Raw genomic sequence first — 25,872 nt, 5'->3', positions numbered from 1 at the left:
CCCGCAGGACCTCGTGTGAGCAGGGTCGGACAGGCCAGTCATTGTGGGTCGTTGCTGCGCCCAACGCCCGCAGTGCGGGCCAGCACCCCGATGCCGATGATGGCATTGATCAGTCCCAGGCCACCCAGCCCCGGGGAGTCGTCGTGCTGTCCGAAGAAGGCGAGCAAGCCACCCAGGGCCACCAGGTAGACACCCGCGAAGCCGCAGATCACGGCCCATGCACGGGATCGACTGCGGTCGGTGTTCGCCCGGTTGAGCGACGCATTGGTGGTGTCGAAGGGGTCCTTCTTGCCGGTGAAGGGGTCGGTCATCATGGCTCCTGGGTGATCGACCGGACAGGTGCCGGCCGGACGAAGAAGGACAGTACGGCGGCGAGGACCGCCACCACACCCGTGACGAGGAAGGCCACTGCGGCGCCCTGCCCGAGCGCGGTCTGCTCGGGGAGCCCGGCACGCATCCGGCCGGCAGCAACCCCAGAGTATGTGGCGATCATGAAGGCCGTGCCGATTGCCGCGGCGAGCTGCTGCAGCGTGTTGAGGATGGCCGAGCCGTGCGAATAGAGGTCTTCCGGCAGCGAGCCCAGTCCCGTGGTCATCAGCGGGGTGTAGAGCATCGCCAGACCGATCGAGAAGACCAAGTGGACGGCCACGACGAACCAGACCAGACTCTGGTCGTCGACCGTGCCGAGCAGCAAGAGCGTCACCGCGACGATGAAGGCACCGGGGATGACCAGCCTGCGCGGCCCGATCCGGTCATAGAACCGGCCGAAGACCGGCGACAGCAGGCCCTCCAGCAAACCGCCCGGTAGCACCGCCAGGCCAGAGACCAGGGCGGTGGTCAGCAGGGACTGCTGCAGGTAGAGCGGCAACACATTCAGCGCGCCGAGCAGTGCGGCATGGACCAGGAGCAAGACCGTGATGGAGACCGAGAAGTTGCGCACCAGGAAGGGGCGCAGGTCCAACAGCGCCTCGTCGGTGCGCCCCAGCCGGACCTGACGCCAACCGAAGACCAGCAGGGCCACGAATCCCACCACCAGCAGCACCAGCGCCCGGGAGGCGCCAGGTCCACGGTCGACGATGGCGCCGATCGAACTGATGGCGTAGATCAGTCCGCCGAAGGCAGCCGCTGACAGCGCCACCGACACCGCGTCGAAGGGAGCCCGACGAACGGTGCCCACATTGCGCATGAAAAACAGGCCCACCACGCCGGCCAGGGCCACCAGCGGCACCATCACCCAGAAGATCGCATGCCAGGTGGAGAAGGCGAGGATCGCCCCGGCCACCGACGGGCCGAGTGCTGGCCCCACAGCCATCACGACCGCGATCAGCCCCATGACGGTGCCCCGGATGTGGACGGGCACCACGGTCAGGACGACGGTCATGATCAGCGGCATCATGATCGTGGTGCCCACGGCCTGGGCCACCCTGGCCACCAGCATCACCGGGAAGGTGGGCGCCAGCGCAGCGGTGATGGTGCCCACCAGGAAGAAGCCAAGCGCGACCGTGAAATTTGTCCGTGTGGGGAAACGATCGATCAGCCACCCCATGGCGGGCATCAGGACGGCCATGGTCAGCATGAATCCGGTCAACAGCCACTGGGCGGTGTTCGCCGAGACGTGGAAGTCAGCCATCATCGCGGGCAACGCCACCCCCAGGGTGGTCTCGTTCAGCATCATCACGAAGGCACCGAAGACCAGCACGGCCACGACAACCTTCGCATCGCGGGTCATGGGCTGCGGAGCCGCGGCATCGAGGGCGGGAGAAGTGTCAGTCTTGGGCATGGCTGTCCCCTGGGAACCTTTCGGGGGTTGGCGCGCTCATCGCGAGGTCAGGAAGCGATCGACCTCCGGCGCGGCCGGGGCAGCTCCCTCACAGTCATTGAAACCCACGCTGTCCGTGAACGGCAACTGCGCCGCCCCCGGGCGACGACGCAGTTGGACGACGCGAAAGCGCGGCAGCAACGAGCCTCAGAGCTTGGCCTTGACCAGCTCGTCGAGCGACTCGGAGGAGAGCAGATAGGGCGCCACCTCGAAGACGGTGCGGGCACCGGTCTCGCCATTGGCCTGCATGCGGTGGGCGGCACGGCCGTAGGCCACCTGCATGGCGGCGGTGAAGTCGGGATTGCGCTCCAGCTGCAGACCGAACTCGATGACGTGACCCGACGTGCCGGCCTGGCCGCGGGTGATCACCTGCCCGCCGTGCGGCATGCCCTGGTGGTCGCGGTCGAAGTCCTCCTCGGAGATGAACTCGACCGTGGTCTCGTAGGGGGCGAAGTAGTCGGGCATCGTCACGATGGTCTCGCGAATCTTCTCGCGGGTGGCCTCGTCGGCCGCGGCATCACCGGTCTGTTCGGCGACGACGTAGACCTGGCGCAGGTGGCACTCATTGCCCTTGAGGTCGGCGCCCTCACCCCGCTTGACGGCGTCGATGGCCTCCTGGTTGGGGATGGTGTACTGCACGCCCTTCTTCACGCCCGGCACGCGACGCACGGCGTCGGAGTGCCCCTGGCTGAGCCCCGGGCCCCAGAAGGTCATCTGGTCGGCGCCCGGGAGCACGGCGGTGCCGAGCACGCGGTTCAGGGAGAAGAAGCCGGGATCCCAGCCGGTGGAGATCATCGCGATGGTGCCGCCCTCACGCGCCGCGGCATCCATGGCGGCACGGTGGTTGGGGATCTCGTGATGATTGTCATAGGTGTCGACGGTGGTGAAGTGGCGGGCCAGCGCGGGCGCCTGCTCGGGCACGTCCGTGGCGGAGCCCAGGCAGACGAAGAGCACGTCCACCTCGTCGGCGTACTTCTCCACCTCGGCGGCGGGCAGCACCCGAGCCGTCGTGTCCAGGCTCTCGCGGCGGGAGAAGATGCCCACCAGCTCCATGTCGGGCTGGTCAGCGATGACCTTCTCGACGCTGCGTCCAAGGTTTCCGTAGCCGATGATGGCGGTGCGAATCATGCAAAAAGCGTAGCGCCCGCCCCCGACAGTACTCTGCATCGTCTCGTACCGAACCCGGGCGTCAGGATGTCAACCGGCCAGCTCGGTGAGGCCGTCCAGATCGCGCAGGACGATCTGCACCCCATGGACCTCGACGAGGCCCCGTCTGGTGAGTCTGGCCAGCGCACGGCTCAACGATTCCGGCGTCGCCCCCAGGTAGGAGGCCACCTCCCGCTTGCGCATCGGCAGGGTCACCACCACGCGCTCCTGCTGCATCTCGGCCGGCAGGTCGAGCAGGTAGTCGGCCAGCCGGGAAGCCATGTCCGTGCTGGTGAGGCGCGAGATCCGCAGCTCGGCATCCAGCAGGCGTTGGCTCAGGGCCCGCAACATCTCCCCGGCAATGCGGGGATGCTGCGACATCAGCCGCTCCAGCTCGCGATGGTCGAAGACACAGGCCACCACCGGCTCGATCGCGGTCGCGGTGTGGTCGCTGGGCCCTCCCGTCAGGAAGGCATGCTCCCCCACCACCTGACCGGGTTCCACAGTCCGGACGATGCGCTGACTGCCATCGGCCCGGGCGTGGCTCAACTTCACCACCCCCTCGTGCAGCACGAAGAGCTGCCGCACCCGCCCGCCCTGCCGGTGGAGTGACTCACCGGGGGCCACCTGATGGGGATGGGCGCAGGCGGCCACCTGCTGCTGGGCCTGGGGATCCAGCCCGGCAAAGATCGGCACGCGCGCCACACAACTGTCCTGGTGCATGCCCCCATCGTCGCACTCGATCCACCCCGATGCCTTGATCTTCGTCAAGCCCACGAACCTTGATCTTCGTCAAGGTCTCCGACGTGAATCCTTCCTAGCTTGGAGTCATCGGCGGACAGGCCGCCAACCAGAGGAAAGGAAGAACGATGACCGAGACCACCCAGCACACGACCCTTCGCGCCCAGGGATTCTCCTGCCCCTCCTGCGTCAGCAAGATCGAGAAGCAGGTGCAGCGGATGCCCGGCGTCAACGCCGTCGAGGTGAAGTTCGCCAGCTCCCGCATCGAGGTGGACCACGAGCCCAGCGTCACGCCCGAGGACCTGGTGGCCGCAGTCCGCAAGGCGGGCTACGAGTCCAGCCCCTCCGCCTTCTGACCATCACCCCAATCGATCGGAAAGGAGTTCCCATGACCCCGGCCCAGCCCACGACGGGCAGCCGCCTGCGACGGTCACCGTGGACCATTCCCGCCCTGGCCGCCGCCCTGGTGATCGCCTCCTGGGCGGCGGGCTGGGCCGGCCGGGACGGCATCGCCGACGCCCTGATGCTCACCGCCGCCGTGGTCGCCGGCCACCGCATCGCCCTCAACGCCGTGCGCGCCCTCACCAACCGCGTCATCGGCATCGACCTGCTGGTCACGATCGCCGCTGTCGGTGCGATCCTGGTGCGCAACTTCTGGGAGGCCGCCGCCGTCACGACACTCTTCGCCATCGGCGGAGCCCTCGAGGCAATGACCCTCAACCGAACCCGATCGGCCCTCTCGGACCTGGTGGAGTCGGCACCGGACATGGCCCTGGTGGTGCGCGACGGCGTCGAGGTGGAGGTGCCCGCACACCATGTGCGTGACGGCGAGACCGTCATCGTCAAGAGTGGCGGCATCATCCCCGTGGACGGCCGCGTGACCAGTGGTTCGGCCGCCGTCAACGAGGCGAGCATCACCGGCGAATCGATTCCCGTCGAGAAGTCCGCCGATGGCGAGGTCTATGCCGGCACCGTCCTGACCGGCGGCCACCTGCGCGTCACCGCAACCTCGATCGGCGCCGAGACCACCCTGGCGCGCATCATCCGCCGCGTCGAGGATGCCCAGGATGCGAAGGCTCGCACCCAGACCTTCATGGAACGCTTCTCCCGCTGGTACACGCCCGGCATCGTGCTGATGGCCCTGGTCACGGGGCTGGTGACGCGCAATGTGGAATTGGCCCTGACGCTGCTGGTGATCGGCTGCCCCGGTGCCCTGGTGATCTCCATCCCCGTCGCCATCGTGGCCGGGGTGGGCCGCGGAGCACGCGACGGAATCCTGATCAAGGGCGGCGAGCACCTGGAGCGGGCCGCCACCGTCGACGTCGTGGCGCTGGACAAGACGGGCACCCTGACCCGCGGCCTGCCCGAGCTCACCGACGTCATCCCCTTGGCCGACGGGATGACTCGCCCGGAGGTCCTGCGGCTCGCCGCGATGGCCGAGTCCGGCAGTGAGCACCCGCTGGCCCGACCGATCGTCGAGGCGGCCCGCGACGAAGGACTGCTGCCTGCCAGCCCCAACGGCGACTTCCGCCCCGTCGTCGGCCACGGCATCGTGGCGACGATCGACGGCAGCACCATCGCCGTCGGCAAGCCCGAGCTGGTGGAGCAGGCCTTCCCCGGCCGCGACGGATCCGGAGCCCAGCGGGTGATCGACGACCTGGGCGCGCAGGGCCGCACGGCAATGGCAGTGGCCCGCGACGGTGAACTGATCGGCGTGGTGGCGGTGGCCGACACGCTGCGCCCCGAGGCAGCCCAGGTGGTCGAGGACCTGCACCGGATCGGCGTCGAGCGGGTGCTGATGCTCACTGGCGACCGTCAGTCGGTGGCGGCCGCGGTGGCCCATCAGGCCGGGATCGACGAGGTGCACGCCGGACTACTGCCGGAGCAGAAGCTGGAGATCATCACCGGGCTGCAGCGCGACGGCCACCGGGTGGCCATGGTTGGCGACGGGGTGAACGACGCCCCCGCCCTGGCCAGTGCGGACACGGGTATCGCGATGGGTGCCGCGGGCAGCGGGCTCGCCGTGGAGACCGCCGACATCGCGCTGATGGCCGACCGGATCGACCGGGTGGCCGACGCCCTGGGGCTGGCCCGCTCGACGCTGCGGGTGATGCGCCAGAACATCGTGATCGCCCTGGTCACGGTGGCGGCCCTGCTGGCTGGTGTCTTCGCCGGCGGCGTGACGATGAGCCTGGGCATGCTGGTCCACGAGGCGTCGGTGCTGGTGGTCATCTTCAACGCGATGAGACTGCTGCGTCGCCGTACCTGACCAACGCTGCCGCTCGGCGGTTCAGTCGGGCAGGAGAGCAGCTGCAGCTCCCAGGGCTGCCAAGCCCACGGCCATCCGGCTGTGGGCCGCGGTCACGCCCGCGGATCGGCGCCGCTCACCCCGGGCGAAGATCTTCTTCTCGATCACGACGGTGAGCCAGGTCGAGCCTCCCAACAGGGCCAGACCACCGGCCACCACGGCCGGCGAGAGCTTGCCGAGCTGTGGCATCTCCTTCTCCTCCTCGATGCCCTCGGTGAGCCGAGCCCCCAGCACGCCGGCACCCGCCAGAAGGCCTGACTTCAGCACCCCCCGGGCAGTTCGGGAGCGCACCACGTCGGGCATCGCATACCAGGCGAACAGGACGGCACCACCGACTGCCGCCATGGGGATCCTGCCTTCCAACTGTGCATCCATGGGCCCACCCTGCCATGTGCCGCGGGCCAACGACGGGCCGGGTTCACAGACTCAGATGCTCCCGTGCCGGTAGGTGATCTCGGCGTCGGGCTCGATGGCCGTGACGATGCCGGTGTAGAAGTCCTCGGCCTGTTCGCGCAGCAGGTCGCGATGCTCCACCACCTGTTCATCCTTGGCCTCGTCGCTGAGGATGTTCTCGACCACCTTGGCGGTGTCGATCTGGGGAGTCCCCCAACTCAGCACGCCGTTCTTCTCCACCGCGGTCTGGAACTTCGCCTCGTCGTGTCCGATGAACTCGAAGTCCGGCAGGGTGATCCGGTAGGCCTTGTCGCCGGTCTGCTCGATGCGCACCTGACTGCCGTCCAGTCCGAGCTTGGCGCGATAGGAGTACTGCACGAACTGGATCCGTTCGGTGCCGGGAATCTCGATGCCACGGATGCTGCGCTGCACCTCGTCGGAGGCGATTCCTTGGACGCCCAGACTGACCAGCACCACTTCCTCCTCCGTCTGCACGGCCTCCACCACCTGGGTGTTCCGGGTGGAACGCTCCTCGCCCAGGATGGAGGGCAGGCGCAGGTCCGAACGGCCCAGGAGGATGCCCATCAGGAGGGCCAGGATGATCGCGATCACCACCACGGCACGGTTCTGCTTCATGTCGGTCTCCTCAGCGTCGGCCCGGAGGGACGGTCATCCCGAGACTACTGGGCGGATCCGCAGGAGACACCACCCCCAGGGTGGGAGGCCGGCGACGACGGGGAGCCGGGGGCGCTTGACCCCGCCAAGCACGGAGGTCCTTGAGGCCGCCGCGTACCCTTGGCCCGTGACCCCGCTCAGCCACTTGATGGACGCCCTCGCCTCCGACGACGCCAGCCTGCGCCAACGCGCAGCCGTGGCCCTGGGCACCGTGGACACCTCACCTGTCATGCCTGCGCTGGTGGCGGCGATGGCCATCGAGCCCGACGACTTCGTGCGGGAGACCCTCATCTGGGCAGTCGTCGCGCGCCCGGCAGAGGCTACGCCCGCCCTCGTCACGGCGCTGGAGAGGCGCGGACTGCCCCGCGAACCCCTGCTTCACGCGCTGAGCAAGATCGGCGACCCCGGGACCGTGAGCGCGATCCTGCCCCACGCGGCCGACGAGGACTCCGTCGTCGCGGCCAAGGCCTGGTGGGCGCTCGGTCGGATCGCCGCCGAGGAGGGCCTGCCCGTGTTGCTCGCCCACCTGGGCTCCGGCGAGGCCGAGCGCCGCCACGGACTCACCCGGGCGCTGCTGCAGTACGGGGCCCCCGCCATCGACGCGCTCGCCCAGTCGCTGGACAGCGAGGACGCGGCGGTGCGCTCGCATGCTGCCGAGGTGCTGGTGGCCTTCGCCGACGGCTCCCGCTACGGCACCGTGGAGCGCCGTCAGGGCAAGGACTTCTCGGCCCATGCCGCCGAGGTGCTGCGCCGGGCGAGCGCCCCCGAGGTGGACGGCGCCCTGCTGCTGGCCACCGTCACCGACGACCGTCCCGGTCTGGTGGAGGCTGCACGGGAACTACGCGACCAGCGCGGTTGAGCTCCGCGGGCAGCACCCGGCCCCAACCACTGGGCACGTCCAGCTTCCATCCGCACGCGCTGCACCACGTGCCCCGTCACGGACGACGTGCGGAGTACTCAGCGGAGCGCGATGGCCGCCCACACGGTCTCGGTCTCCTGCTGGTTGATGCCCTGTGACAGGAGGAAACGTCGGGCCTCATCCGCAGCGTCCACCTCGAAGCGCTGGTGGGTGGTGCGGAACTTCTCGGTGAGCCCCAGGTCGTGGAACATCGCCCCGACGTAGAGCAGCTCCGGGTCGAAGGCCAAACCCTCCTGCTCGCCCCGCAATGAGCCGAACAGGAAGACCCGTCGGCATTGGTCGTAGACCACGTCGGATACGACGTCGCGCACCAGCTGGGTGGCCTCACGGGCCATGGTGCTGTCGGGAATCCGGATTCCGGCAATGGTCTCGGTCATCCGTTGTCTCCTGTCGTCTCTCGTCGGTGGGATCAGGCCTGCATGGTGCCGGTGGTGGCGAGTCGGTTATGGAAGTCGAAGGCCACCGAGAGATCGTGCGGCGTGTGGGCTGCACCCTTGCTCGTGGCCCGGGCGACGTACTCCTCCAGCAGCGGTCGGTAGTCCGGGTGGGCGATGGCGATCATCCGCTCGGCGCGCTCGGTCGGCGCCAGCCCGCGCAGGTCGGCGTAGCCGTGCTCGGTGATGACCACCATGACGTCGTGCTCGGTGTGGTCGATGTGGCTCGCGAAGGGCACGATCGCGGAGATGGCGCCATCCTTGGCCACCGACGGGGAGATGAACGAGGAGATGTAACCGTTGCGGGTGAAGTCACCCGAGCCACCGATGCCGTTCATGATCCGCGAACCGGCCACGCAGGTGGAGTTCACATGGCCGTACAGGTCTGCCTCGATCATGCCGTTGGTGGCGATCAGTCCCACCCGTCGGATCACCTCGGGATGGTTCGAGACCTGCAACGGACGAGTGATGATGTGCTCGCGGTAGCGGGCGGCCTCGGCATTCATCTTGTTGGCGTACTCGGGTGAGAGCGAGAAGCTGGTGGCCGACGCGACGGTCATCTTGCCCGCGTCGATCAGGTCCACCATGCCGTCCTGGATCACCTCGGTGTAGGCCTGGATCTGCTCGAACTTGCTGTCCAGCAGGCCCGCCATCACGGCATTGGGCACATTGCCGACGCCGGACTGCATGATGTAGCCGTCGTAGGTGAGGCGGCCCGCGCGGACCTCGCCCTCCAGGAAGTCGAGGAAGTTGCCGGCGATCTGGCGGGAGACGTCGTCGATCGGCTTGAAGGGGGCATTGCGGTCCGGGGCGTCGGTCTCGACGACGGCCACCACCTTGGCGGCGTCGATCGGGATGTAGGTGGTGCCGATCCGGTCGCCCGGGTTGTTGATCGGGATGGCGACGCGGTTCGGGAGAGCGGGCATCTGCCAGATGTCGGCCATGCCGTCGAGCTCGATGGACTGCCAGGAGTTCACCTCGACGATGATCCGGCTGGCGGCGTTGAGGTACTCGACATTGTTGCCGACGCCCGAGGAGGGCACCAGGTTGCCGTCGGCGTCGATCTGGCTGGCCTCGACGATGGCGACGTCGAGCGCCCCGAAGAAGCCCTCCTCCACCTGCTGGGCGGAGTGCGACAGGTGCATGTCGGCATAGGACATGCGGCCTGCGTTGATGGCGGCGCGCATCGTCGGGTCGGACTGGTAGGGGGCGCGGAAGCGCAGGGCATCGGCCTCGGCCAGCACGCCGTCGCAGTCGGGGGCGGTGGAGGCGCCGGTGAACAAGTCGATGGTGTACTCGCGTCCGGCCTGGTGCTCGGCGCGGGCGCGTTCTGCGATGGCCGTCGGCAGTGCCTTGGGGTAGGCGGATCCGGTGAAGCCGGACATGCCGACCTTGTCGCCATGGTTGACGAACTGGGCCGCGTCGGCGGCGGACATGATCTTGGCGCGCAGGGCGGCGTTCTTGATGCGTTCGTTCATGCACCAAGTCTGGAAGGACTGCCTAGACTCCTTCCATGCCTCGACGGACGGCTTCCCCCACGGATTCGGACATGCTGCGGGTGGGCATCGTGGTCTACGACGGCGTGACCCTGCTGGACGTCAGCGGTCCCGCCGAGGTCTTCGACCGTGCCGGTGGCTACCGGGTGGAGCTGCTCTCCCCCGACGGCGGCGAGGTGACGGCCTCCAATGGCCTGCGGCTGGCGGGCACGCGCGCGATGGACGAGCCCTTCGCCCTCGACGTGCTGGTGGTGGCCGGTTACGAGCACCTGTCCCACCACGAGCTACCAGCCGCGTTGCTGGAGGCGGTGGCCCGCTTCGTACCGCTGGCCGGGCGGGTGGCCTCGGTCTGCACCGGCGCCTTCGTGCTGGCAGCCCTCGGACTGCTCGACGGGCGCCGGGCCACCACGCACTGGCGCCAGGCCGACGAGCTGGCCCAGCTGCACCCCCGGGTGCGGGTGGAGGCGGACGTGCTGCACATCGCCGACGGGCCGGTGTGGACCTCGGCCGGGATCACCGCCGGGGTGGACCTGGCGCTGTCCATGGTGGAAGCAGACCTGGGGGCCGACCGGGCCCGGGAGGTGGCGCGCGAGCTGGTGGTCTTCCTGCACCGCTCGGGCGGGCAGGCGCAGTTCTCCACCTCGCTGCGCACCCCGGTGACCACCCACACCCCGCTGCGGGCCGTGATGGAGCAGGTGCAGGCCGATCCCGCCGCCCCGCTCGACGTGGAGCAGATGGCTGCCGCGGCCTCATTGAGCAGCCGGCAGCTCACCCGGCTCTTCCGTCAGGAGCTCGACACCACTCCGGCGCGTTGGCTGGAGCAGGTGCGGCTCGACCACGCCAAGCAGTTGCTGCTGGAGGGACGCTCGGTCACCGAGAGCGCCCGGCTCAGTGGCTTCGGCTCCGACGAGACCCTGCGCCGTGTCTTCCTGCGCCTGCTGCACACCACGCCCAGCGAGTACCGGGAACACTTCCGCACGGCGGGCACCGGCACGTGATGCCAGCGCTGCGACTGCTGGACAGGCGTGCTGGGACTGTCGTCGGACACAGCGCAGGTTGCGTCACGCTTCTTCCCACTGCATCTCCCCCGAGACCAGCATGGCGGTGAGTGCCTGTTGCGCGGCCATGGAATAGATGACGTTGAAGTAACGATTCGTTCCTGACCCACTCTCGTAGCGCGCGATGCCGAGCGTCGCCCCGCGAGCGCTGGGCCGAAGTGTGGAGTCCTCACGCACGAGCAGACCCGCCCGCTCCAGCGCCCGGTTGAATTGCTGCGAATTCGGCAGGGCTCGCCCAGCCGCCACGGGATCGGTCTTCCACTTCTTGATCAGTTCGCTGGCAATCAGGTAGCCCGGTTCATGTCGCGAGACCCAGATGTCGACGTCTCCATCGGGGACGGTTTCCGGTGAGGTGACTTCCGCCGTGGTGGGTTGCGTCAGGGTCGTGTCCGACGCCGATCTTTCGTTCTCACCCGACGCGTCCATGCTGGGATTGTTTGCCGATTCTTCGTGGACACCGGGCGCCCCGGAGGTGGCGGGCAACTCTACGGTCAAACCTCGCGCACCGGCGAAGTCACACGCGCTCGGGGTGGCATGTCGGGCCACCAAGGAGAAGACCGGCCCTCTGTCCTTGGCACGAGCCGCTCCGCCGAAGACGATGAACAGGTCCTTCGCACGAGAGACGGCAACATTCATCAGCTCCAGCGTGTTGTCCACGAAGGAAGCCTTGCCCGAATTGTCGCCGTAGACGGCGGAAAAGAGCACCACCGACCGCTCAGCTCCCTGCAGAGTATGTGCCGTACCCACGGTGACATTGCGTCGCAACTGTGCTCCGCCCACCGCCTCGAGACGCCGTTCGATGAGTCGTGCCTGCGCGGCAAAGGGCGTGACGACACCGATTATCTTCTTGTCCTCGGCAGGATCTCCATCAGGGTTGTAGATCTCCCGGAAAAAGTCGAAGTTGTGGACGATCCATTCGACAATGACGTTCGCTTCCTGTTCATTGATCCGGCTGGGTCCCTGTGCGCGATCCTCGGATCCGGGCACCTGCCGGAACAGGAATGGGGCGGGCACCCGCCCCGCCAACGGCCAGCTCTCGGCGGGACGGCTGGGAACCAGCTTCCCGTTGTAAAGCAGGTCATTGCAGTAGCCGATGATGTCGGGATGGCAGCGGAAGTGCTCAGCAAGGAACAGTCCGGGAGCCTCGTCCTCCCCGTTGCTCCACCGCGTCGCGGCGCTCGCCGCCCGCATGACCGACGACGAGCTCGAAGCGGTGAGGCCGCGCTTCTCCATCTCGTCCCAGTCACGGGTCAGACCATGCCCCTCAGCCAACTCGCGGTCAGCCTCGGGGTCGATTCCCCACACCGGCGCGAGTTGCTGCACGTCGCCGACGACCAGTGCCCGCTTGGCCAGCGCGAAGGCGGCGGCCCCCACCGAGGTGTCCACCTGTCCCGCTTCGTCGATGATCAACAGGTCGATGCGGCCCAGGTCGAAGTTCGACGGCTCTCCGCTCCGAGTCCAGAGCCGGAAGTACTTCGGCAGCTGGAAGGCTGTCATCACGAAACAGGGCACGAGAGCTGGCACTTGCGACCAGTAGCGGTCCATGTAGCGCTTGACGGTACGCGACCGTTCATCGGGGGCGATCAGGTCGTCACTGCCAATCACGGTTAGCCATTCCGCCTCATAGACATGCACGGCCAGCCAGAACTGTGCATAGCGAAGCGTGGTGTCGAGCAGCCGGTCCAGTTCGAGCAGACTCGCTGCCGACAAGATCTGCTCCACCTGCTCTTGTGTGATGACCCCCAGCAGCCGCGCCATCCTCAATGGACGTTCAGATGATTTCCGATAGTCGCGGGACGCCTCCTCCTCACGGCGCACCACCTGGTCGAGCTCAGCCTGCAACCGGTCCACTGTGGCTCCGAGCGCGGCGGAGCGCTCCTCGTAGAACTGGACATAGGCCCCGCATCCTTGCAAGGTTCCGGCTGGCTCGTCGGGCTGACGGTTCATCTCGGCGCGGTACTCATCCTCCACGGGGTCCGCTGGACTCCCGTCCGGGCGCGGTGGGGAAAGCCGCGCCACCCATTGATCAAGGAAATGCCGATGGCGCAGGAGATCGGCGCCAACCTGGTCGAGCTCCCGGCGCAGGCGTGCACTGTCGTTCGGCCCGATCAACGAATCCGCCCGGGCCCGCTCCTCTATGAGGCGGCGACGCTGTTCGTCACAGGTCTTCAACGCCTTGCGGAGTGCCACGGTCGCAGCCTTCAGGTCATGCGGAGCATCGAGACGAGCCGCAGTGCAGTACTGGGCTGTCTTCTGCAGGAAGTGTGACGTGGCAGCCACACGGTAGGCGTCCTCAGAGTACTCGCTGTACACACCCGACTTGTTCGTCGATTCGGTGAGGTACCCCTTCTCGCGTGCCTTGCTGGCCTTCGCCTGCGAGGGACAGTAGACAGCCAGCCCGGGTAGTGGGTCTGCGCCCGCATCGCCGTCGAGAGCGACAGGCAGCCAGCGGTGGTCCAGGATGCCTGGATCGTCCTTGGTCACGGAGCTGAAGGAGTCGATGATGTTGGTGACCGCCTGATTGTTGGTTGACGTGCCCACGACCAGGGGCGCGGGTTTCCCATCCAGCGCGTGCTGGACGAGGAGGCTGGCGACCACCGCCTGCAGCATCGTTGTCTTGCCCGTCCCCGGCGGACCGCTGACGGCAGTCGCCATGCCCTCGCCGTCACGTTCGAAAGCGTGCACGGCACGGCGTTGTGACGCCGTCAGGGGAAAGGCATCGCTCATGCTGCCCACGGCGCGCAGCGCGGACTCCCGCAACAGCTCGACGTCATCGTCAATGGAATCCGCGGATGCTCTTGGCTTCTGGTCCAGGCAGAGCAGGGCCTCGTACAGAGGCGCCTCCAGTGCGGCACCACCATCGATGAGGTGACCGTACAGCTCGAGGATGGCCCCATTGGCCTTGATGACCTTCCCGGGGACCACATGGCACAGCTCCGTGTCCACGACGTATTCGGCACTCGCCGCAAGGGATCGGAAGTCGTCGTCGCTGACGGCATCGAACATCGCCAAGGCATGGTCGACAGCGTCGGTGAAGGACTCCACCTTCGACGCGCTCTCCATCCCCTTGCCGTTGCGCCACTTCCAGAGCGCCGACAAGTTCCCCACCATGACCTCGCGATTGGCCGACCCCGGGGAACGCAATCTCACGACGGGGATCCATGGCTCACCGGACGCGAGGTCGGCAGTCAGCCGTCCATCCGGCGCGAGCGTGGCGGGCAGCAATGCCAAGGCCGCTGCCCGACCATCCTGGTGGAGCGTGACCAAGGAAATGATGATGTCCAGCGACTTCGCGTCACTTCGGGAACTCGCCGGTGGGCTCGTCGACACTCTGCCAGAAGCACCGTCCCTGAGCGCGTACAGCTCGGCAGTCCGCTGTGGGCCCAGCGTGCCCTGACGCAGCTCGCCCAGCGGGATGCGGCTGTACGGGGTCTTGCTGCTGAACTCCTGGTCAACGAGGTTGGTCCGCTCCTGGACGTCGCGCAGGTGGTGGGACAGCTTCACCGTGGTCTTCTTCATCTTGCTCCCACCGTCATCCTGGTCGGTTCCCAACGAATTCGTGACCACGCTACAGATCGGACGTGTCAACACCGCGCCGTCCACACCGTGGCCTCTGGGGCCAGCCACCTAGGCTGGCAGTGTGAACAAGCTCGAGACGTTGATGGCCGCCCTCACCTCCGAGGAGGCGCCGGTGCGCCAGCAGGCAGCACTGCACCTGGGGACGGTCGATGCCAGCCCGTTGATGTGGGAGCTGGTCGACCAGATGGCCTCCGAGCCCGACGACTTCGTCCGCGAGACCCTCATCTGGGCGGTCGTGGCCCGGCCACAGGCGGCGACGCCGGTGCTCGTCGCGGCGCTGGAGCGCGACGGCGTCCCGAGGGAGCCGGTGCTGCACGCCCTGAGCAAGATCGGCGACCCGGCCACCACGCCCGCGATCCTTCCCCACGCCTCGGACCCCGATCCGGTGGTGGCCGCGAAGGCGTGGTGGGCGCTGGGCCGCATCGCCTCTCCCGAGAGCCTGGCCGTGCTCGTCGGGCACCTGGGCTCGGACAAGGCGGAGCTCCGCCACGGCCTGACCCGGGCACTGCTGCAGTACGGCGAGCCGGCCATCGACGCCCTGGCCGCCGCCCTCGACAGTGAGGAGGCCGCCGTGCGCTCCCACGCCGCGGAGGTGCTGGTCGCCTTCGCCGACCCGAGCCGCGCGGGCACCGCCGAGCGACGCGCCGGGCGCGACTTCTCGCACAAGGCCGCCGAGGTGCTGCGCACCGCGAAGGCACCGGAGGTGGATGGCGCGCTGCTGCTGGCCACCGTCACCGACGACCGGCCCGGGCTGGTCGGCTCGGCGCAGGAGCTGCAGGACGAGCGCGCCTGACCCGTCCGTCGTCGGGGTGCCGCGGCGACTCAGTCCCGGGGCCGGTGCAGGTCGACGCGGGTCGAGGGGTCGACGCCGAAGTAGGCCGCTGGGCCACCGGCACGCAGCATCGGCAGGGCGGCGGCGGTGTCGAAGATGCCGTCCGGCAGCAGCGCCTGGTCGATGTGGACGGCGACGACCTCGCCGAAGGTGACCCACGTCCCCACCCCGTCGCCGGCGAGGTTGGTGAGTTCGAGCTGCTGGGTGACGCGGCACTCGAAGTTGACCCCGGCCACGGCCACCCTCGGTGCGGCCACCTCGACCGAGTCGGCGGCCAGCAGTCCGGCGCGCTCGAACTCGTCCTCGTCGGTCGCGGCACAGGTCTGGTTCATCTGCTCCAGCAGCGGACGGCTGACGAGGTTCCAGGTGAACTCGCCCGTCGCGGCGCAGTTGGCGACGGTGTCCTTCCAGCCGATGCTCGCGAAGCCGATGATCGGCGGACGGTAGTTGAAGGCGTTGAAGAAGGAATAGGGCGCCAGGTTGCGGCGGCCGTCGGCGGCCCGGGTGCCGATCCAGCCGATGGGGCGGGGAGCGACGATCGCGTTGAAGGGATCGTGGGGCAGGCCGTGGCCGTCGGCGGGACGGTAGAAGTGCATCGACATGGCCCAATCGAACCAGCTGGTGGCCACCCCTGTCCCGGGATGGCCACCCATTCGATCCGAAGGATCAGCGAATTTCCGAGACCGGCGGGAAGACCGGGAAGATGCCATCGTCGGTGGGAAAGCCCTCCAGGTACGTGAGACTGCCGTCGTCGATGAACAGCGCGAGGCCCAGCCCCTGGGCCTCGCCGGCCAGCACCGTCCGCGGCCCTGACGGGTCCCCGGGAACCAGTTCGATGCTCGGGCACGCACCGCAACCGCAGGTCCCGTACACCATGGCCCTGGGGACTTGGGCGAGCCACGCGCGGCGCTCCTCGTCGGTGGGCTGGGGATCGGCCGTGCCGTGCAGGACCATCCACTGGAGTGTCTCGCGCTCCCGTGCGGTCAGGGGACGCGGCCGGGCGGGCTGGTCACCGGCACTGGTCATGCCCACATGCTGCCAAAGGTGACGATCAGCCCGTCCTGCCGCACCCCCTCAATTGCGCCAGAGCCCCCTCGTCCCGATGGTGCGGGCCAGGCGCAACAGCCGCTCGTCGGCCCGCGGCGACAGGTGGCACCAGTAGGTGGGATTGGCCTGCTCGTCCAGCACCGGCACCTGGACACGGTGCGGGTCCGCACCGAGCTCGGCCAGCGCACCCAGCGCCTGGCCCCGGTGCCGTGGTTCACCATGCCCGTGGCGATGATGGCCCTGTTCGGCTACGGGCTCGACCTGCTCGCCCGCCAGGCCGACCACCAGATGGCCCGACGGCTGCGCGCCGAGCACAGCCGGGAGGTGGAGCGGGCCGAGAAGGACGCCAGCCGGGAGGCGGCCCGCCTGCTGCACGACCACGTCCTGCACGCCCTGCACGCCATCAGCCGCGGCTCCGGCGGTGTGCCGCACGCCACGCACGTCGAGGTGATGGTGGCCGAGCACGGCTCCCAGTGGCACATCACCATCCGTGATGACGGGCGCGGCTTCGATCCCGCCCGCGCCCCCGCACCGCCTCCAGGGCCGGGTTGACGGCCTCGCCGCCGAAGGGGTCGAAGGCGGTCACCAGGATCTTCACCCCGCCGAGGCTACCGACCAGGGCACCACCACACCCCTTCGAAGGGACCACCGTGGATCATCGAAAGTTCAACGACGCAAGAATGTTAAGTCTTCACAATCCCTTCCCTGCAAGGGATCAACGGATGTAATCTCCATGCTGGAGAGTATTTCTGCTCCACCCCCCACAACCCCCAACCCCCAACCCCCCAACCGGAGGAACCACCATGAAGCGCACCCCCGCCCTCATGCTGACCGGCCTGGCAGTTGCCGGTCTCACCATCCCCGCCACCCCCGCCCTGGCCGTCGAGGTCCCGCCGCAGCCCACGAACCTCGAGCGCACCAGCAATCTGTCCACCAAGGACCCCCGCCTCACCGAGTCGGTCCTGCAGCTCGCCAAGGGCCTCGGTGTCCCCGCCAGCCAGGTGCACGTCTACCGCTACAACGAGGGCTACTGGTCCAATGGCGCCAGCGGCTGCCCCCAGCCCGGCTTCATGTACACCATGGCCCTTCGCTACGGGCATGAGCTGGTGCTCGAGGTCGACGGCAACCTCTACCTGGCCAACGGCTCCGAGAAGGGCTACTGCAGCACCCCGAGCTGGGACTTCCACCCCAGCCCGAAGATGGACACCACCTTCCCGGCCTGATCCGGCCAACCGACCCTGAAGTGTGCGTCCCAGCCCTCGACATCGGGGGCTGGGATGCACACTTTCGCCCACCGGTCACGTTGCGTGCTTGACTGTCCCGACGAACAACCGGAGGGACCCATGACCGAGACCGCACCGCACACGATCGTCCTCGGCGCCGGGCCGGTCGGACTGGCCGCCAGCCTCCTGCTGGCCACCCAGGGCCATCGCGTCACCATCCACGAGGCCCATGACGAGCTCGACCTGTCGGCCGCCAACAGTTACCCGATCGGCGTCAACACCCGCGGCCAGGAGGCCCTGCGACGCATCGACCCCGCCCTGCTGCAGCAGCTGCGCGACGAGGCCGAGGTGGTGGAGGCCTTCATCATCCGCAACGGCACCCGACGCATCGCCCGCCTGGACAGCGGCCGTCTGCTCGCCACCACGCGTGCCTTCCTCACCCAGATCCTGCTCGACAGGGCCACCCGGCACCCGGCCATCACCATCCACACCGGCCACCGGCTCATCGGGCTCGACCTGGCCAGCCGCACCCTCACCTTCGCCACCGCCGACGGCGAGGTGACGGTCGAGGCCGCCGAGGCCCGGGTGCTGGCCGCCGACGGTGTCCGCTCCCGGGCACGCTCTGCGCTGGCCGAGCAGGTGCCCGGCTTCTCCCCGCTGGTCGGCGACTGGGGCGTGCAGTTCCGCGTCGCCTTCTCGAAGCCGGGGGCCAGCGCGCCCGGACTCGACCCCGCCATCCACCACATCTTCACCTCCAGGGGCATCTACACGGCCACGCTGTCCGACGGGGTGTGGGGTGTCGTCGTCACCGCCATCGAGGGCGACGACGCCGAGGAGCTCCTGCTGTCCACCACCGCCAGCGGGGCCAACATCCAGGCCCTGCGCGCACACATCGAGCAGCACGCACCGCTTGCCGCTCCCCTGTTGACGCACGATGACCTCGCCGCCTACTTCGACCGCAAGCCCTTCTCGGGCGCCGTCGTGCGCTGCGACCAGCTGGCCTTCGACGAGTGGCTGCTGCTGGTGGGCGATGCCGCGCACAGCGTCCTGCCGCCCACCGGCGAGGGCGTGAACTCCGGGCTGGAGGACGCCTTCCTACTCGCCGAGCACGCCGCCTCCGGCTCCGAGACCTGGTTCGCCGACTTCGAGGCGCAGCGCCTGCCCGACCTGGCGGCGCTGGGCGAGTACGCGTGGACGCTGCGCGACAACCTGGCCAGCACCGACCCCGCGCGCCGCGGGGCCACCGTGGCGCTGCGGATCGTCGACGCCGTCGCCACGGCGCTGCCGGGGGTGCCCAGTGCCCGGGTGGAGTCGCGCCTGTTCGGGCCCGATTCGGGACTGGAGCCCTACCGCGAGGCGATCGGGCCGTGGCTGCGGCAGCGCCGGGCGCTGTACCCGGTGGCGTACCGGGTCGCCCAGGGGGTGCACCTGGTCGCCGGGAAGATGAAGTCGGACAGCGATTCCGACGTGCAGCACCATTCGTCGGTGACGGCCTCGCACCCCGACCCGTTGGCGATCACGGTGGTGGGTGGCTCGCAGGGCTCGGGGCGGGCACTGGCCGAGCTGGCGCTGCGCCATGGCCACCGGGTGACGGTGGTCTCGCGTTCGGGCACCTCGCTGGAGGGCGCACGCATCGTCACCGGTGACGCGACCGATCCGCAGGTGGCCCGCGACGCGGTGGCCGGTGCCGATGCCGTGGTGGTGGCCGTCGGCGGCTCGAAGGACGCGCCCCGGGCCCGCACCGAGGTGACGCGCGCCGTCATCACGGCGATGCAGCAGGAGGGGGTGGACCGCCTGGTGGTGCAGACCTCGCTGGGGGCCGGCGCCTCCGCCGAGCAGCTTCCGGTGCCGATGCGCCAGATCGCCCCGCGGATGCTGGCCCAGCCGCTGGCCGACCACGACGAGCAGGAGGACGCCGTGCGCGGCTCGGGGCTGCGGTGGACGATCGTGCGCCCGGCCGGGCTGACCGACGGCGACGCGACGGGCCGGTGGCGCAGCCTGGACGAGGGCGGCAATGGCACCCTGGGCGGCAGGATCAGCCGCAGCGACGTCGCCCACTGCCTGCTCGACGTGGTCGGCGACGAGGCCACGGTCGGCCAGCAGCTGGGGATCAGCGGCTGAGTCGCCCCGGCCCGGCCTCGGGGGCCAGCAGCTCCAGGGTGTGGCGCTTCTGGTCCTCGGTTCCGGCCATGTTCACCACGATCAGCTCGTCGGCCTGCACCTGCTGGGCGAAACCGTCCAGGCCGTCGACCACCTGCTCGCGGGTGCCGGTGAAGGTGCACTCCAGCATCGACAGCAGCTTCGAAGTCCTGCGCCGTGGCGGCCTGGTGGTGGGCATCGCCGGCACCCCGGATCCCGCGCTGGCCGACCAGGCCGGCGCAGCACTACCCGTGAAACTGGCGCTGACGGTCCTGAGCGCCCGGCTGCGCGCCCGAGCCAGAAAACGGGGCGTCAGCTACCGCTTCCTGTTCATCGAGCCCGACGGTCAGGCCCTGCGCACCATCGCTGGCCTCGTCGACGACGGCGTGCTGCAGCCCGTGGTCGATCGGGTGCTCCCCTTCGGCCAGACGCTGGAGGCGATGCGTCAGATGCTCGACGGCGGCACTCGCGGCAAGGTGCTGGTGACCACCGGCCGGGACGGCTCGTGACCAGCAGCCGACTCAGCGCTCGTCGACGCGCTCCTGGTGGACGACCCGCATCATCGCGTCCGGGGCGACCTTCTGCACCGCCTCGCCGAGCGTCACGTTGATGCTCCAGGCCAGCGAGTCGAAGGCATCCTCGCCTCCGCTGACCACCGCCACCAGGCCCGGTTCCAGCCGCCGCAGGACGGCGCCACCGTCAAGGATCTTGGCCGCATCGCCGTCGTGCTCGCGCAGGACCTCCTGCCACGCCCTGTCCAGGGCCACCACGGGCTCGACGGCCACCCGCACCTCGTAGACCCGGGACTGGCGGTGCTTGCGTCGCCACTGCTCCGACGGCTCCCACAGCCCCACCCCGCTGCCGAATCCCAGCACGTTGCCCTCCCGTGATGCGCTGACCAGTTGATCCACCCCAGCATGCACCCCTGGTGGCTCTACTGTGTCCCTGCTCATCCACCACGTGTCCCCTGAGGGAAGATCCATGTCACGCCGTCTTCGCGCCGCCACGCTCGCCGCCACCCTGCTGTTCACCACCCCCACCGTCGCCACGACACCGGCCCACGCCGCACCGGAGGAGGGGCCGCACTCCCCCGTCGGACGCAAGGCTGCCGCGCTGAAGGTCACCCGCACCCGCACCGCGGTGGTGCGCGACGTCGACCTCGGCGACATCGACCTGGGCCCCGCCTCACGTCCGAAGGCCTACCGAGCTCCCGTGCGCGGCCTGCTGATCACGCCGCGGCGCGCACGGGCGAACGCGCCGTTGGTGGTCTTCGGCCACCTGCGGATGCCGTGACGGCGCGCCATCCGAAGCTGGTGGCCCTGCACCTGACGCCCACCCGTGACCGCAAGGACAAGCTGGGTCACACCCCCATGAGCTTGACCGCCGTGATGGCCGACGGCCGTCGCTTCCCCGTGGACATGGGGCCGAAGTACAACGCGCTGCGCGAGTGGCCGCACCCCTACGGCGCGGGGCTCTACTACCCCCAGACGGCACGTGTCCCCCTGCCCGCGGCTGCTCGGCGCGGCACCCTGGTCGCCGTCGAGCTGACCGGTCCACGTGGCGGGGAGGTGGACATCCGCGGTCTGGACGTGGTCACTGGCTGAACCGCAGAGGTCAGTGGGTGGCGCCTGCAACCAGCGAGATGTCCTCGCCATGGCTGACCACAGCGGTCAGGGCGGCCGTGAGTCCGCGGACGACGTCGGCCAGCGGCAGGCTGGGCACCCGGGGATCCGCCACCTGCTCGGGGATGAAGGGCACGTGCACGAAGCCGGCCCGGATCCGCCCGCCACGAGCCGCAATGTGGTCCAGCACTCCGTACATCAGGTGGTTGCAGACGAAGGTTCCGGCGGTGTTGGACAGCGAGGAGGCCAGCCCCTCGTCGCGGATGGCCTGCACCATCGCCTTCACCGGCAGGGTGGCGAAGTGGGCGGCCGGCCCACCCTCCACCACTGGCACGTCCAAGGGCTGGTTCCCGTCGTTGTCGGGGATGCGGGCGTCGTCGACGTTGATCGCGACCCGCTCGGGAGTGATGTCGGGACGGCCTCCGGCCTGACCGACGCAGACCACGGCGTCGGGCCGCAGTTCGTCGATCGCGGCGGCGACGACGTCGATGCAGCGCCCAAAGACGGTGGGAACCTCCAGCGGGACCACCTCCGCCCCGGCGATCTCGGCGGGCAATCGACGCACGGCCTCCAGGGCCGGGTTGATGTGTTCTCCACCGAAGGGGTCGAAGGCGGTCACGAGCAGGCGCATGTCAGGCCTCGTTGATGGCCGCGACGAAGGCGTCGAGGTCGTCGGGATTGCGCGAGGTGATCAGTGTCCAGCCGTTGGCGGGGCACACCTTCACCTCTTCGTCGACGACGGTGGCGCCGGCATTGGCCAGGTCGGTGCGGATCGACTCGTAGCCGGTCAGGGTCTTGCCCTTGGCCAGTCCGGTCTCCACCAGCACCCAGGGCGCGTGGCAGATGGCGGCGATGGTGCGGCCGGCCCCGGCCTGGTCCTTGACGACCCGCTGGATCTCGCTGTCAATGCGGGCGGCGTCGGAGTTGAGGGTGCCACCGGGCAGGAGGACGACGTCGAAGGGGCCCTCGGCCTCGGCGAGCTTCACGTCGACGGGGAAGACCTCGCCGCGGTCCTTGTCGTTGACAAAGGTCTGCACATCCTTGCCGCTGGGGGTGGCGACGGTGACGTCGTGGCCCAGCTCACGGAGCTTCGGGGTCGACCGACAGCTCGTCGGACCTGACGGTGTCCCCGCCATGCACGCTTCGGTCCGAGCGGTCTGCTCCTTCCGGTGGCGATCAGGATTCGGAACGCACTGGGCCCAAGAAGGTGACATCCCGCGGGGGTGGGAAGACCGGGAAGACTCCCCCGTCGATGGGAAATCCCTCCAGACAGCTCGGGCGATCGTCGTCGATGAACAGCACCAGCCCCAGGCCGGGGGCACCGGCGGACAGCGCCACTCGCCGGCCATTCGTGTCGGCCACGGAGAAGTCGACCGTCGGGCACTCGGAGCACGCGCAGCGACGCACCACCTGGAGCGAGGGCACCATCGCCAGCCACCGCTCCCGGTCGGCCCCGGTCACGGTGTCATCGTCGTCGGGGCGGCCCTGCTGGAGCATGAGCACCAGCACCTCGCGCTCACGCGAGGTCAGGGCTCGGGGCAGGGCTTCGGCCCCCTGCAGTCCGGTCATCGCCGGGCTCCCGGCTCAGTTGCCCTGGCGTGCCCGCTCGGCCTTCAACCGCTCGTTCTCGGCAACCACCTTGCGGTGCACGGATCGCTCGTGCTCCAGCCACTGCGGCGGATTGGCCAGCAGCTCGCCGATCTGGTCGGCGTCGAGCGGATCGGTGAGACCGCCGCGAGCCAGTCCCGAATTGGAGACGCCGAGCTTCTGGGCGATGACGTCGCGCGGGAAGGGTCCGTTGCGGCGCAGGTCCTGCAGCCACTGCGGCGGATTCTCGCGCAGGGCGTCCAGGTCCTCGCGGGAGATGGGGGTCTGCTGGAAGTCCTCGGGGGCGGCAGACAGCAGGATCCCGAGCTTCTGGGCTGCGGTGGACGGCTTCATCACTTGGCTCACGGGCGTGAGCGTAGCCGAGGGCGGCAATGTGGGCGGACGGCCCGGGCCGCTAGCCTGCAGTGGTGAGCGAGAAGACCCCGCCGACTGGCCTGCGGATCGGACATGTGCGAGGCGTCATCCTGCACAAGTGGCAGCGCACCTGGGAGGAGCGCTTCGCGGCGCCGCTCAGCATCACCGAGGTGGCCGACGACGAACAACTCGTCGGTCTGCGCGACGACAGCCTGGACATGTGCTTCGTGCGGCTGCCCATCGACCGCGACGGGCTGCACGCCATCCCGCTCTACGAGGAGCAGATGGTGGCCTGGGTCTCGAAGGAGCACCTGTTCGCCGCGGCAGACGAACTGACCATGGCCGATCTGGCCGACGAGGAGACCGTGCTCACCGAGCTGGACGCCATTGCGCTTGACCGGGTGCTGGTGGGGGCAGTGCTGGTGGTGCCGATGTCGATCGCCCGTGGCGCCAGCCGTCGCGACCTGGTCTACCGGCCGATCACCGACGCCGAGCCCTCCCCCGTGGCGCTGGCCTGGCGCATCGACGACGAGAATCCCCTGCTCGACGAGTTCGTCGGCGTGGTCCGCGGCCGCAGCGCCAACAGTTCGCGGACGCAGAAGGAGCGGGCCGCCTCGGGATCCCGACCCGCCCCGGCGCGGGGTGGCCAGCGACCCCGCCCAGGCGCCAAGCGGTCAACCAGGCGGGCGAAACGCGGCTGACCGCCCCGGCCGGGGACCGCTGGACCACCCGAGTCAATTCACCGGCACCGCGGGCAGAGTGATGGATTGCGTGCTGTCGCAGAGCAGCCGATTGGGAAAATTCTGCGTTAACTGGGGGCCCCGCCCGGTCAACTGCCCCCGCCCACCGCGCAGGATCGGGGCTCCACTGACAGCACAGACAGGGAGTTTCCCATGCCTTCATTCACCAGCACCGTCGACATCATGGCTCCGGCACCGATCGTGTGGGACGTGCTCACCGATGTCGAGCGCTGGGGTGGCTGGATGCCCGACGTGACGAGCGTCACCACGCAGACCCCCCAACGGAGGCGTCGGCGCCGTCTACGACCTCGACCAGGGTCTGTTCGGCGGAGTGCAGCACTACCGCGTTGATTCCGTCGTGGCTCCGGAGACCTTGACCTTCGTCGGCAGCGGCACCGTCTCGAGCCGCATCACCTACCGACTCTCCACGCCTGGCGCGGGGACGACTCGCGTCGAGTGCGACTACGAACTCTCGGACGTCGGCGGCACGATCGCGTCGCTGACCGGCACGATGCAGGGCCAGCTCGACAAGGAGATGGACGCGCTCAAGGAGCGCTGCGAGCAGGCCTCCTGAGCCCGCGGTCATCCCGCGGCCCCGGCACTGCTCCCACACCGCTGTGCCCCGCGGCGCCTGGCCCCTGCCCGGGTCAGGCGCCCGGCAGCGCCAGGTGCAGGATCGGATAGGGCCGCCCCTCGTCGTCGAGCTCGTCACGGCTGACGACCACGAAGCCGCGCCGGCGGTAGAAGTCCGCCGCTTGGCCGTTCTGCTCATTGACGTCCACCGTCCGCACGCCGTGTTCGGCCACGACGAAGTCCAGCAGGCCCGTCCCGATCCCGTGTCCGCGCTCGGCCGCGTCGACGAAGAGCATCTCGAGGTTTCCTCCCCCGACCCCAGCGAAGCCGACTGCCTTGCCTTGGCGCTCAGCCACGTGCAGCTGCACCTGCGGGAAGTAGTTCGAGGCCAGCACCGCCTCGATCTCGTCACGATGCTCGTCGGCGAGGAAGTCGTGGGTGGCATCCACCGCACTACGCCAGATCTGGACCAGCCGCGGGTACTCCTCCACCCCGTGCGGGCTGCGGATGGTCAGGTCGGGGACGGCGAGCTTGGCCACGAACGGCAGGTTGCGCAGCCGGTCCTGCCAGGGAAGCCCGAAGCCGACGAGCATGTCGTCGCTGTCCATCTCGCGGGCGAAGTACTGCCGCACGGGAGTGTCGACCCGTCCCGGCTTCACGAAGAGGGTGGCCACCGAGATCGACGCCGGGTTGAAGGTGGCCAGGTGGGCCACCAGGCGCTTCATGGTTCCGCCGGACTCGATGGCGTCGTCGATGACGATGACGTGGCGCCCATCGATCGGGACGTTCTGGTGGTAGACGATCGGCGAGGCATTGTTGTACTCCCCCGGGGTGTGCGGGCAGGAGATCCAGTCCATCGAGACATCGAAGGTCAGCTGCCGCACCAGGTCGGCCGTCACCAGGATGCCGCCGGGGACGACGGTGATCACCACCGCCTCCTCGAAGTCCGCATTGAGCTGCTGGGCCACCTCGGACAGGCCCGCCTGGATCTCGTCGGCACCCAGCACCGTTTCGCCGATCACCGTGTCCATTCGTCGACCTCCAACAGTCCCGTGCCCGTTACCTTGCTGGTGACCCCGTAGGGAGGGGTCACGGTCGCCGGGCCCGGCATGACTCAGTGCCCCTGTCTCACCAATGATCCGGGGGGTGTTGTCACCGGGCCTGGT

Annotated in this window: 32 protein-coding genes; 14 read left to right on the top strand and 18 right to left on the bottom strand. The window is 69.1% G+C overall.

Annotation, left to right across the window (positions count from 1 at the left end; translation table 11 throughout):
* Positions 1-38: 38 nt before the first annotated feature.
* From ACTQ49_RS02725 to ACTQ49_RS02710, 4 genes are all read right to left on the bottom strand, one after another.
* On the bottom strand, positions 39-311 hold the full coding sequence (locus tag ACTQ49_RS02725; protein ID WP_441826316.1) for a hypothetical protein: 273 nt from the start codon (positions 309-311) through the stop codon (positions 39-41).
* Positions 311-1,780, bottom strand: a complete 1,470-nt coding sequence (locus tag ACTQ49_RS02720) for a DHA2 family efflux MFS transporter permease subunit (protein ID WP_441826315.1) — start codon at positions 1,778-1,780, stop codon at positions 311-313. Before ACTQ49_RS02720 ends, ACTQ49_RS02725 begins: the two co-directional genes overlap by 1 nt.
* 186 nt (positions 1,781-1,966) lie before the next feature.
* Positions 1,967-2,947, bottom strand: a complete 981-nt coding sequence (locus tag ACTQ49_RS02715; RefSeq protein ID WP_441826314.1) for a diaminopimelate dehydrogenase — start codon at positions 2,945-2,947, stop codon at positions 1,967-1,969.
* A 69-nt stretch (positions 2,948-3,016) separates the two neighbouring features.
* Positions 3,017-3,736, bottom strand: a complete 720-nt coding sequence (locus tag ACTQ49_RS02710; RefSeq protein ID WP_441826313.1) for a Crp/Fnr family transcriptional regulator — start codon at positions 3,734-3,736, stop codon at positions 3,017-3,019.
* Between the two features lie 98 nt (positions 3,737-3,834).
* Between ACTQ49_RS02710 and ACTQ49_RS02705 the strand changes: the two genes are divergently transcribed.
* Together ACTQ49_RS02705 and ACTQ49_RS02700 are read left to right on the top strand one after the other, a co-directional pair.
* Positions 3,835-4,062, top strand: coding sequence for a heavy-metal-associated domain-containing protein (locus tag ACTQ49_RS02705; protein ID WP_441826312.1), 228 nt, complete (start codon positions 3,835-3,837; stop codon positions 4,060-4,062).
* Between the two features lie 32 nt (positions 4,063-4,094).
* Positions 4,095-5,975 carry a heavy metal translocating P-type ATPase gene (locus tag ACTQ49_RS02700; protein WP_441826311.1) on the top strand — a complete coding sequence of 627 codons (1,881 nt, stop codon included), beginning with the start codon at positions 4,095-4,097 and terminating at the stop codon, positions 5,973-5,975.
* 21 nt (positions 5,976-5,996) lie between these two features.
* Here ACTQ49_RS02700 and ACTQ49_RS02695 read toward each other — a convergent pair whose 3' ends face one another.
* Both ACTQ49_RS02695 and ACTQ49_RS02690 read right to left on the bottom strand, forming a co-directional pair.
* The gene (locus ACTQ49_RS02695; protein WP_441826310.1) at positions 5,997-6,359 is read right to left on the bottom strand and encodes a hypothetical protein; all 363 of its coding nucleotides are present in this window, start codon (positions 6,357-6,359) and stop codon (positions 5,997-5,999) included.
* An 81-nt stretch (positions 6,360-6,440) separates the two neighbouring features.
* Positions 6,441-7,043: a hypothetical protein gene (locus ACTQ49_RS02690; protein ID WP_441826309.1), complete on the bottom strand. Its 603-nt coding sequence runs from the start codon at positions 7,041-7,043 to the stop codon at positions 6,441-6,443.
* Between the two features lie 166 nt (positions 7,044-7,209).
* Between ACTQ49_RS02690 and ACTQ49_RS02685 the strand changes: the two genes are divergently transcribed.
* Complete coding sequence (locus ACTQ49_RS02685; RefSeq protein ID WP_441826308.1) at positions 7,210-7,941, top strand: HEAT repeat domain-containing protein; 732 nt, start codon at positions 7,210-7,212, stop codon at positions 7,939-7,941.
* Positions 7,942-8,039: 98 nt separating this feature from the next.
* On the opposite strand, the gene ACTQ49_RS02680 is transcribed toward ACTQ49_RS02685, so the two are convergent.
* Both ACTQ49_RS02680 and ACTQ49_RS02675 read right to left on the bottom strand, forming a co-directional pair.
* Positions 8,040-8,378, bottom strand: coding sequence for an HD domain-containing protein (locus ACTQ49_RS02680; protein ID WP_441826307.1), 339 nt, complete (start codon positions 8,376-8,378; stop codon positions 8,040-8,042).
* A 32-nt stretch (positions 8,379-8,410) separates the two neighbouring features.
* Positions 8,411-9,913 (bottom strand): acetyl-CoA hydrolase/transferase family protein, encoded by a 1,503-nt coding sequence (locus ACTQ49_RS02675; RefSeq protein WP_441826306.1) that lies wholly within the window; start codon positions 9,911-9,913, stop codon positions 8,411-8,413.
* Positions 9,914-9,948: 35 nt separating this feature from the next.
* Between ACTQ49_RS02675 and ACTQ49_RS02670 the strand changes: the two genes are divergently transcribed.
* Positions 9,949-10,929 (top strand): GlxA family transcriptional regulator, encoded by a 981-nt coding sequence (locus ACTQ49_RS02670; RefSeq protein WP_441826305.1) that lies wholly within the window; start codon positions 9,949-9,951, stop codon positions 10,927-10,929.
* 63 nt (positions 10,930-10,992) lie between these two features.
* On the opposite strand, the gene ACTQ49_RS02665 is transcribed toward ACTQ49_RS02670, so the two are convergent.
* On the bottom strand, positions 10,993-14,508 hold the full coding sequence (locus tag ACTQ49_RS02665) for a DEAD/DEAH box helicase (RefSeq protein ID WP_441826304.1): 3,516 nt from the start codon (positions 14,506-14,508) through the stop codon (positions 10,993-10,995).
* Between the two features lie 121 nt (positions 14,509-14,629).
* Between ACTQ49_RS02665 and ACTQ49_RS02660 the strand changes: the two genes are divergently transcribed.
* Positions 14,630-15,361: a HEAT repeat domain-containing protein gene (locus ACTQ49_RS02660; protein WP_441826303.1), complete on the top strand. Its 732-nt coding sequence runs from the start codon at positions 14,630-14,632 to the stop codon at positions 15,359-15,361.
* A gap of 29 nt (positions 15,362-15,390) precedes the next feature.
* Here ACTQ49_RS02660 and ACTQ49_RS02655 read toward each other — a convergent pair whose 3' ends face one another.
* Positions 15,391-16,002 (bottom strand): flavin reductase family protein, encoded by a 612-nt coding sequence (locus tag ACTQ49_RS02655; protein ID WP_441826302.1) that lies wholly within the window; start codon positions 16,000-16,002, stop codon positions 15,391-15,393.
* A 64-nt stretch (positions 16,003-16,066) separates the two neighbouring features.
* Complete coding sequence (locus ACTQ49_RS02650) at positions 16,067-16,426, bottom strand: hypothetical protein (protein ID WP_441826301.1); 360 nt, start codon at positions 16,424-16,426, stop codon at positions 16,067-16,069.
* 123 nt (positions 16,427-16,549) lie between these two features.
* On the opposite strand from ACTQ49_RS02650, the gene ACTQ49_RS02645 reads away from it, so the two are divergent.
* From ACTQ49_RS02645 to ACTQ49_RS02635, 3 genes are all read left to right on the top strand, one after another.
* Complete coding sequence (locus ACTQ49_RS02645) at positions 16,550-16,999, top strand: hypothetical protein (RefSeq protein ID WP_441826300.1); 450 nt, start codon at positions 16,550-16,552, stop codon at positions 16,997-16,999.
* A gap of 251 nt (positions 17,000-17,250) precedes the next feature.
* Complete coding sequence (locus tag ACTQ49_RS02640; protein ID WP_441826299.1) at positions 17,251-17,670, top strand: hypothetical protein; 420 nt, start codon at positions 17,251-17,253, stop codon at positions 17,668-17,670.
* 120 nt (positions 17,671-17,790) lie between these two features.
* Entirely contained in the window at positions 17,791-19,791 is a 2,001-nt protein-coding gene (locus ACTQ49_RS02635; RefSeq protein WP_441826298.1) for an NAD(P)H-binding protein, read from the top strand.
* Here ACTQ49_RS02635 and ACTQ49_RS02630 read toward each other — a convergent pair.
* Positions 19,781-19,960, bottom strand: a complete 180-nt coding sequence (locus ACTQ49_RS02630; protein ID WP_441826297.1) for a hypothetical protein — start codon at positions 19,958-19,960, stop codon at positions 19,781-19,783. The two genes, ACTQ49_RS02635 and ACTQ49_RS02630, sit on opposite strands and share 11 nt — an antisense overlap.
* Between ACTQ49_RS02630 and ACTQ49_RS02625 the strand changes: the two genes are divergently transcribed.
* A complete protein-coding gene (locus tag ACTQ49_RS02625; RefSeq protein ID WP_441826296.1) occupies positions 19,947-20,318 on the top strand; it encodes a zinc-binding dehydrogenase in 372 nt (123 codons plus the stop codon). The genes ACTQ49_RS02630 and ACTQ49_RS02625 overlap by 14 nt on opposite strands.
* 12 nt (positions 20,319-20,330) lie before the next feature.
* Here the strand turns inward: ACTQ49_RS02625 and ACTQ49_RS02620 are convergent, their stop codons facing one another.
* The gene (locus ACTQ49_RS02620; protein WP_441826295.1) at positions 20,331-20,684 is read right to left on the bottom strand and encodes a hypothetical protein; all 354 of its coding nucleotides are present in this window, start codon (positions 20,682-20,684) and stop codon (positions 20,331-20,333) included.
* Between the two features lie 106 nt (positions 20,685-20,790).
* Between ACTQ49_RS02620 and ACTQ49_RS02615 the strand changes: the two genes are divergently transcribed.
* Positions 20,791-21,102, top strand: a complete 312-nt coding sequence (locus ACTQ49_RS02615; RefSeq protein ID WP_441826294.1) for a hypothetical protein — start codon at positions 20,791-20,793, stop codon at positions 21,100-21,102.
* Positions 21,099-21,413 carry a hypothetical protein gene (locus ACTQ49_RS02610; protein ID WP_441826293.1) on the top strand — a complete coding sequence of 105 codons (315 nt, stop codon included), beginning with the start codon at positions 21,099-21,101 and terminating at the stop codon, positions 21,411-21,413. The genes ACTQ49_RS02615 and ACTQ49_RS02610 overlap by 4 nt, the downstream gene beginning before the upstream one ends.
* A gap of 10 nt (positions 21,414-21,423) precedes the next feature.
* Here the strand turns inward: ACTQ49_RS02610 and pcp are convergent, their stop codons facing one another.
* Genes pcp through ACTQ49_RS02590 form a run of 4 tightly spaced genes read right to left on the bottom strand, consistent with a single transcriptional unit; the run spans position 21,424 to position 23,384 of the window.
* The gene (gene pcp, locus ACTQ49_RS02605; protein ID WP_441826292.1) at positions 21,424-22,062 is read right to left on the bottom strand and encodes a pyroglutamyl-peptidase I; all 639 of its coding nucleotides are present in this window, start codon (positions 22,060-22,062) and stop codon (positions 21,424-21,426) included.
* Between the two features lies 1 nt (position 22,063).
* Complete coding sequence (locus tag ACTQ49_RS02600; protein ID WP_441826291.1) at positions 22,064-22,567, bottom strand: DJ-1/PfpI family protein; 504 nt, start codon at positions 22,565-22,567, stop codon at positions 22,064-22,066.
* A 40-nt stretch (positions 22,568-22,607) separates the two neighbouring features.
* Positions 22,608-23,000: a hypothetical protein gene (locus ACTQ49_RS02595; RefSeq protein WP_441826290.1), complete on the bottom strand. Its 393-nt coding sequence runs from the start codon at positions 22,998-23,000 to the stop codon at positions 22,608-22,610.
* 15 nt (positions 23,001-23,015) lie between these two features.
* The gene (locus ACTQ49_RS02590; protein ID WP_441826289.1) at positions 23,016-23,384 is read right to left on the bottom strand and encodes a DUF5997 family protein; all 369 of its coding nucleotides are present in this window, start codon (positions 23,382-23,384) and stop codon (positions 23,016-23,018) included.
* A 62-nt stretch (positions 23,385-23,446) separates the two neighbouring features.
* Here ACTQ49_RS02590 and ACTQ49_RS02585 point away from each other — a divergent pair, with 62 nt between their 5' ends.
* The 3 genes from ACTQ49_RS02585 to ACTQ49_RS02575 all read left to right on the top strand — a co-directional run bounded on the left by ACTQ49_RS02585 (position 23,447) and on the right by ACTQ49_RS02575 (position 24,707).
* Complete coding sequence (locus ACTQ49_RS02585; RefSeq protein ID WP_441826288.1) at positions 23,447-24,094, top strand: LysR substrate-binding domain-containing protein; 648 nt, start codon at positions 23,447-23,449, stop codon at positions 24,092-24,094.
* Positions 24,095-24,286: 192 nt separating this feature from the next.
* Positions 24,287-24,484, top strand: coding sequence for an SRPBCC family protein (locus ACTQ49_RS02580; protein WP_441826287.1), 198 nt, complete (start codon positions 24,287-24,289; stop codon positions 24,482-24,484).
* Entirely contained in the window at positions 24,465-24,707 is a 243-nt protein-coding gene (locus ACTQ49_RS02575; protein ID WP_441826513.1) for a hypothetical protein, read from the top strand. The genes ACTQ49_RS02580 and ACTQ49_RS02575 overlap by 20 nt, the downstream gene beginning before the upstream one ends.
* A gap of 73 nt (positions 24,708-24,780) precedes the next feature.
* Here ACTQ49_RS02575 and ACTQ49_RS02570 read toward each other — a convergent pair whose 3' ends face one another.
* Positions 24,781-25,737 (bottom strand): acetyltransferase, encoded by a 957-nt coding sequence (locus ACTQ49_RS02570; RefSeq protein ID WP_441826286.1) that lies wholly within the window; start codon positions 25,735-25,737, stop codon positions 24,781-24,783.
* Positions 25,738-25,872 lie beyond the last annotated feature (135 nt).

The organism is Luteococcus sp. Sow4_B9 (genome assembly GCF_052116585.1).
Classification (GTDB): domain Bacteria; phylum Actinomycetota; class Actinomycetes; order Propionibacteriales; family Propionibacteriaceae; genus Luteococcus.
The sequence above is the reverse complement of the archived record's forward strand: the minus strand, read 5'-3'. Positions and strand labels throughout refer to the sequence as shown.

Bases quoted from the DNA above. Each gene is read 5' to 3' on its own strand.
- ACTQ49_RS02725 (WP_441826316.1), bottom strand. From the start codon at position 311: ATGACCGACCCCTTCACCGGCAAGAAGGACCCCTTCGACACCACCAAT.
- ACTQ49_RS02720 (WP_441826315.1), bottom strand. From the start codon at position 1,780: ATGCCCAAGACTGACACTTCTCCCGCCCTCGATGCCGCGGCTCCGCAG.
- ACTQ49_RS02715 (WP_441826314.1), bottom strand. From the start codon at position 2,947: ATGATTCGCACCGCCATCATCGGCTACGGAAACCTTGGACGCAGCGTC.
- ACTQ49_RS02705 (WP_441826312.1), top strand. From the start codon at position 3,835: ATGACCGAGACCACCCAGCACACGACCCTTCGCGCCCAGGGATTCTCC.
- ACTQ49_RS02700 (WP_441826311.1), top strand. From the start codon at position 4,095: ATGACCCCGGCCCAGCCCACGACGGGCAGCCGCCTGCGACGGTCACCG.
- ACTQ49_RS02695 (WP_441826310.1), bottom strand. From the start codon at position 6,359: ATGGCGGCAGTCGGTGGTGCCGTCCTGTTCGCCTGGTATGCGATGCCC.
- ACTQ49_RS02690 (WP_441826309.1), bottom strand. From the start codon at position 7,043: ATGAAGCAGAACCGTGCCGTGGTGGTGATCGCGATCATCCTGGCCCTC.
- ACTQ49_RS02680 (WP_441826307.1), bottom strand. From the start codon at position 8,378: ATGACCGAGACCATTGCCGGAATCCGGATTCCCGACAGCACCATGGCC.
- ACTQ49_RS02675 (WP_441826306.1), bottom strand. From the start codon at position 9,913: ATGAACGAACGCATCAAGAACGCCGCCCTGCGCGCCAAGATCATGTCC.
- ACTQ49_RS02670 (WP_441826305.1), top strand. From the start codon at position 9,949: ATGCCTCGACGGACGGCTTCCCCCACGGATTCGGACATGCTGCGGGTG.
- ACTQ49_RS02665 (WP_441826304.1), bottom strand. From the start codon at position 14,508: ATGAAGAAGACCACGGTGAAGCTGTCCCACCACCTGCGCGACGTCCAG.
- ACTQ49_RS02655 (WP_441826302.1), bottom strand. From the start codon at position 16,002: ATGTCGATGCACTTCTACCGTCCCGCCGACGGCCACGGCCTGCCCCAC.
- ACTQ49_RS02650 (WP_441826301.1), bottom strand. From the start codon at position 16,426: ATGACCAGTGCCGGTGACCAGCCCGCCCGGCCGCGTCCCCTGACCGCA.
- ACTQ49_RS02640 (WP_441826299.1), top strand. From the start codon at position 17,251: ATGAAGCGCACCCCCGCCCTCATGCTGACCGGCCTGGCAGTTGCCGGT.
- ACTQ49_RS02635 (WP_441826298.1), top strand. From the start codon at position 17,791: ATGACCGAGACCGCACCGCACACGATCGTCCTCGGCGCCGGGCCGGTC.
- ACTQ49_RS02630 (WP_441826297.1), bottom strand. From the start codon at position 19,960: ATGCTGGAGTGCACCTTCACCGGCACCCGCGAGCAGGTGGTCGACGGC.
- ACTQ49_RS02615 (WP_441826294.1), top strand. From the start codon at position 20,791: ATGTCACGCCGTCTTCGCGCCGCCACGCTCGCCGCCACCCTGCTGTTC.
- pcp (WP_441826292.1), bottom strand. From the start codon at position 22,062: ATGCGCCTGCTCGTGACCGCCTTCGACCCCTTCGGTGGAGAACACATC.
- ACTQ49_RS02600 (WP_441826291.1), bottom strand. From the start codon at position 22,567: ATGGCGGGGACACCGTCAGGTCCGACGAGCTGTCGGTCGACCCCGAAG.
- ACTQ49_RS02595 (WP_441826290.1), bottom strand. From the start codon at position 23,000: ATGACCGGACTGCAGGGGGCCGAAGCCCTGCCCCGAGCCCTGACCTCG.
- ACTQ49_RS02580 (WP_441826287.1), top strand. From the start codon at position 24,287: ATGCCTTCATTCACCAGCACCGTCGACATCATGGCTCCGGCACCGATC.
- ACTQ49_RS02570 (WP_441826286.1), bottom strand. From the start codon at position 25,737: ATGGACACGGTGATCGGCGAAACGGTGCTGGGTGCCGACGAGATCCAG.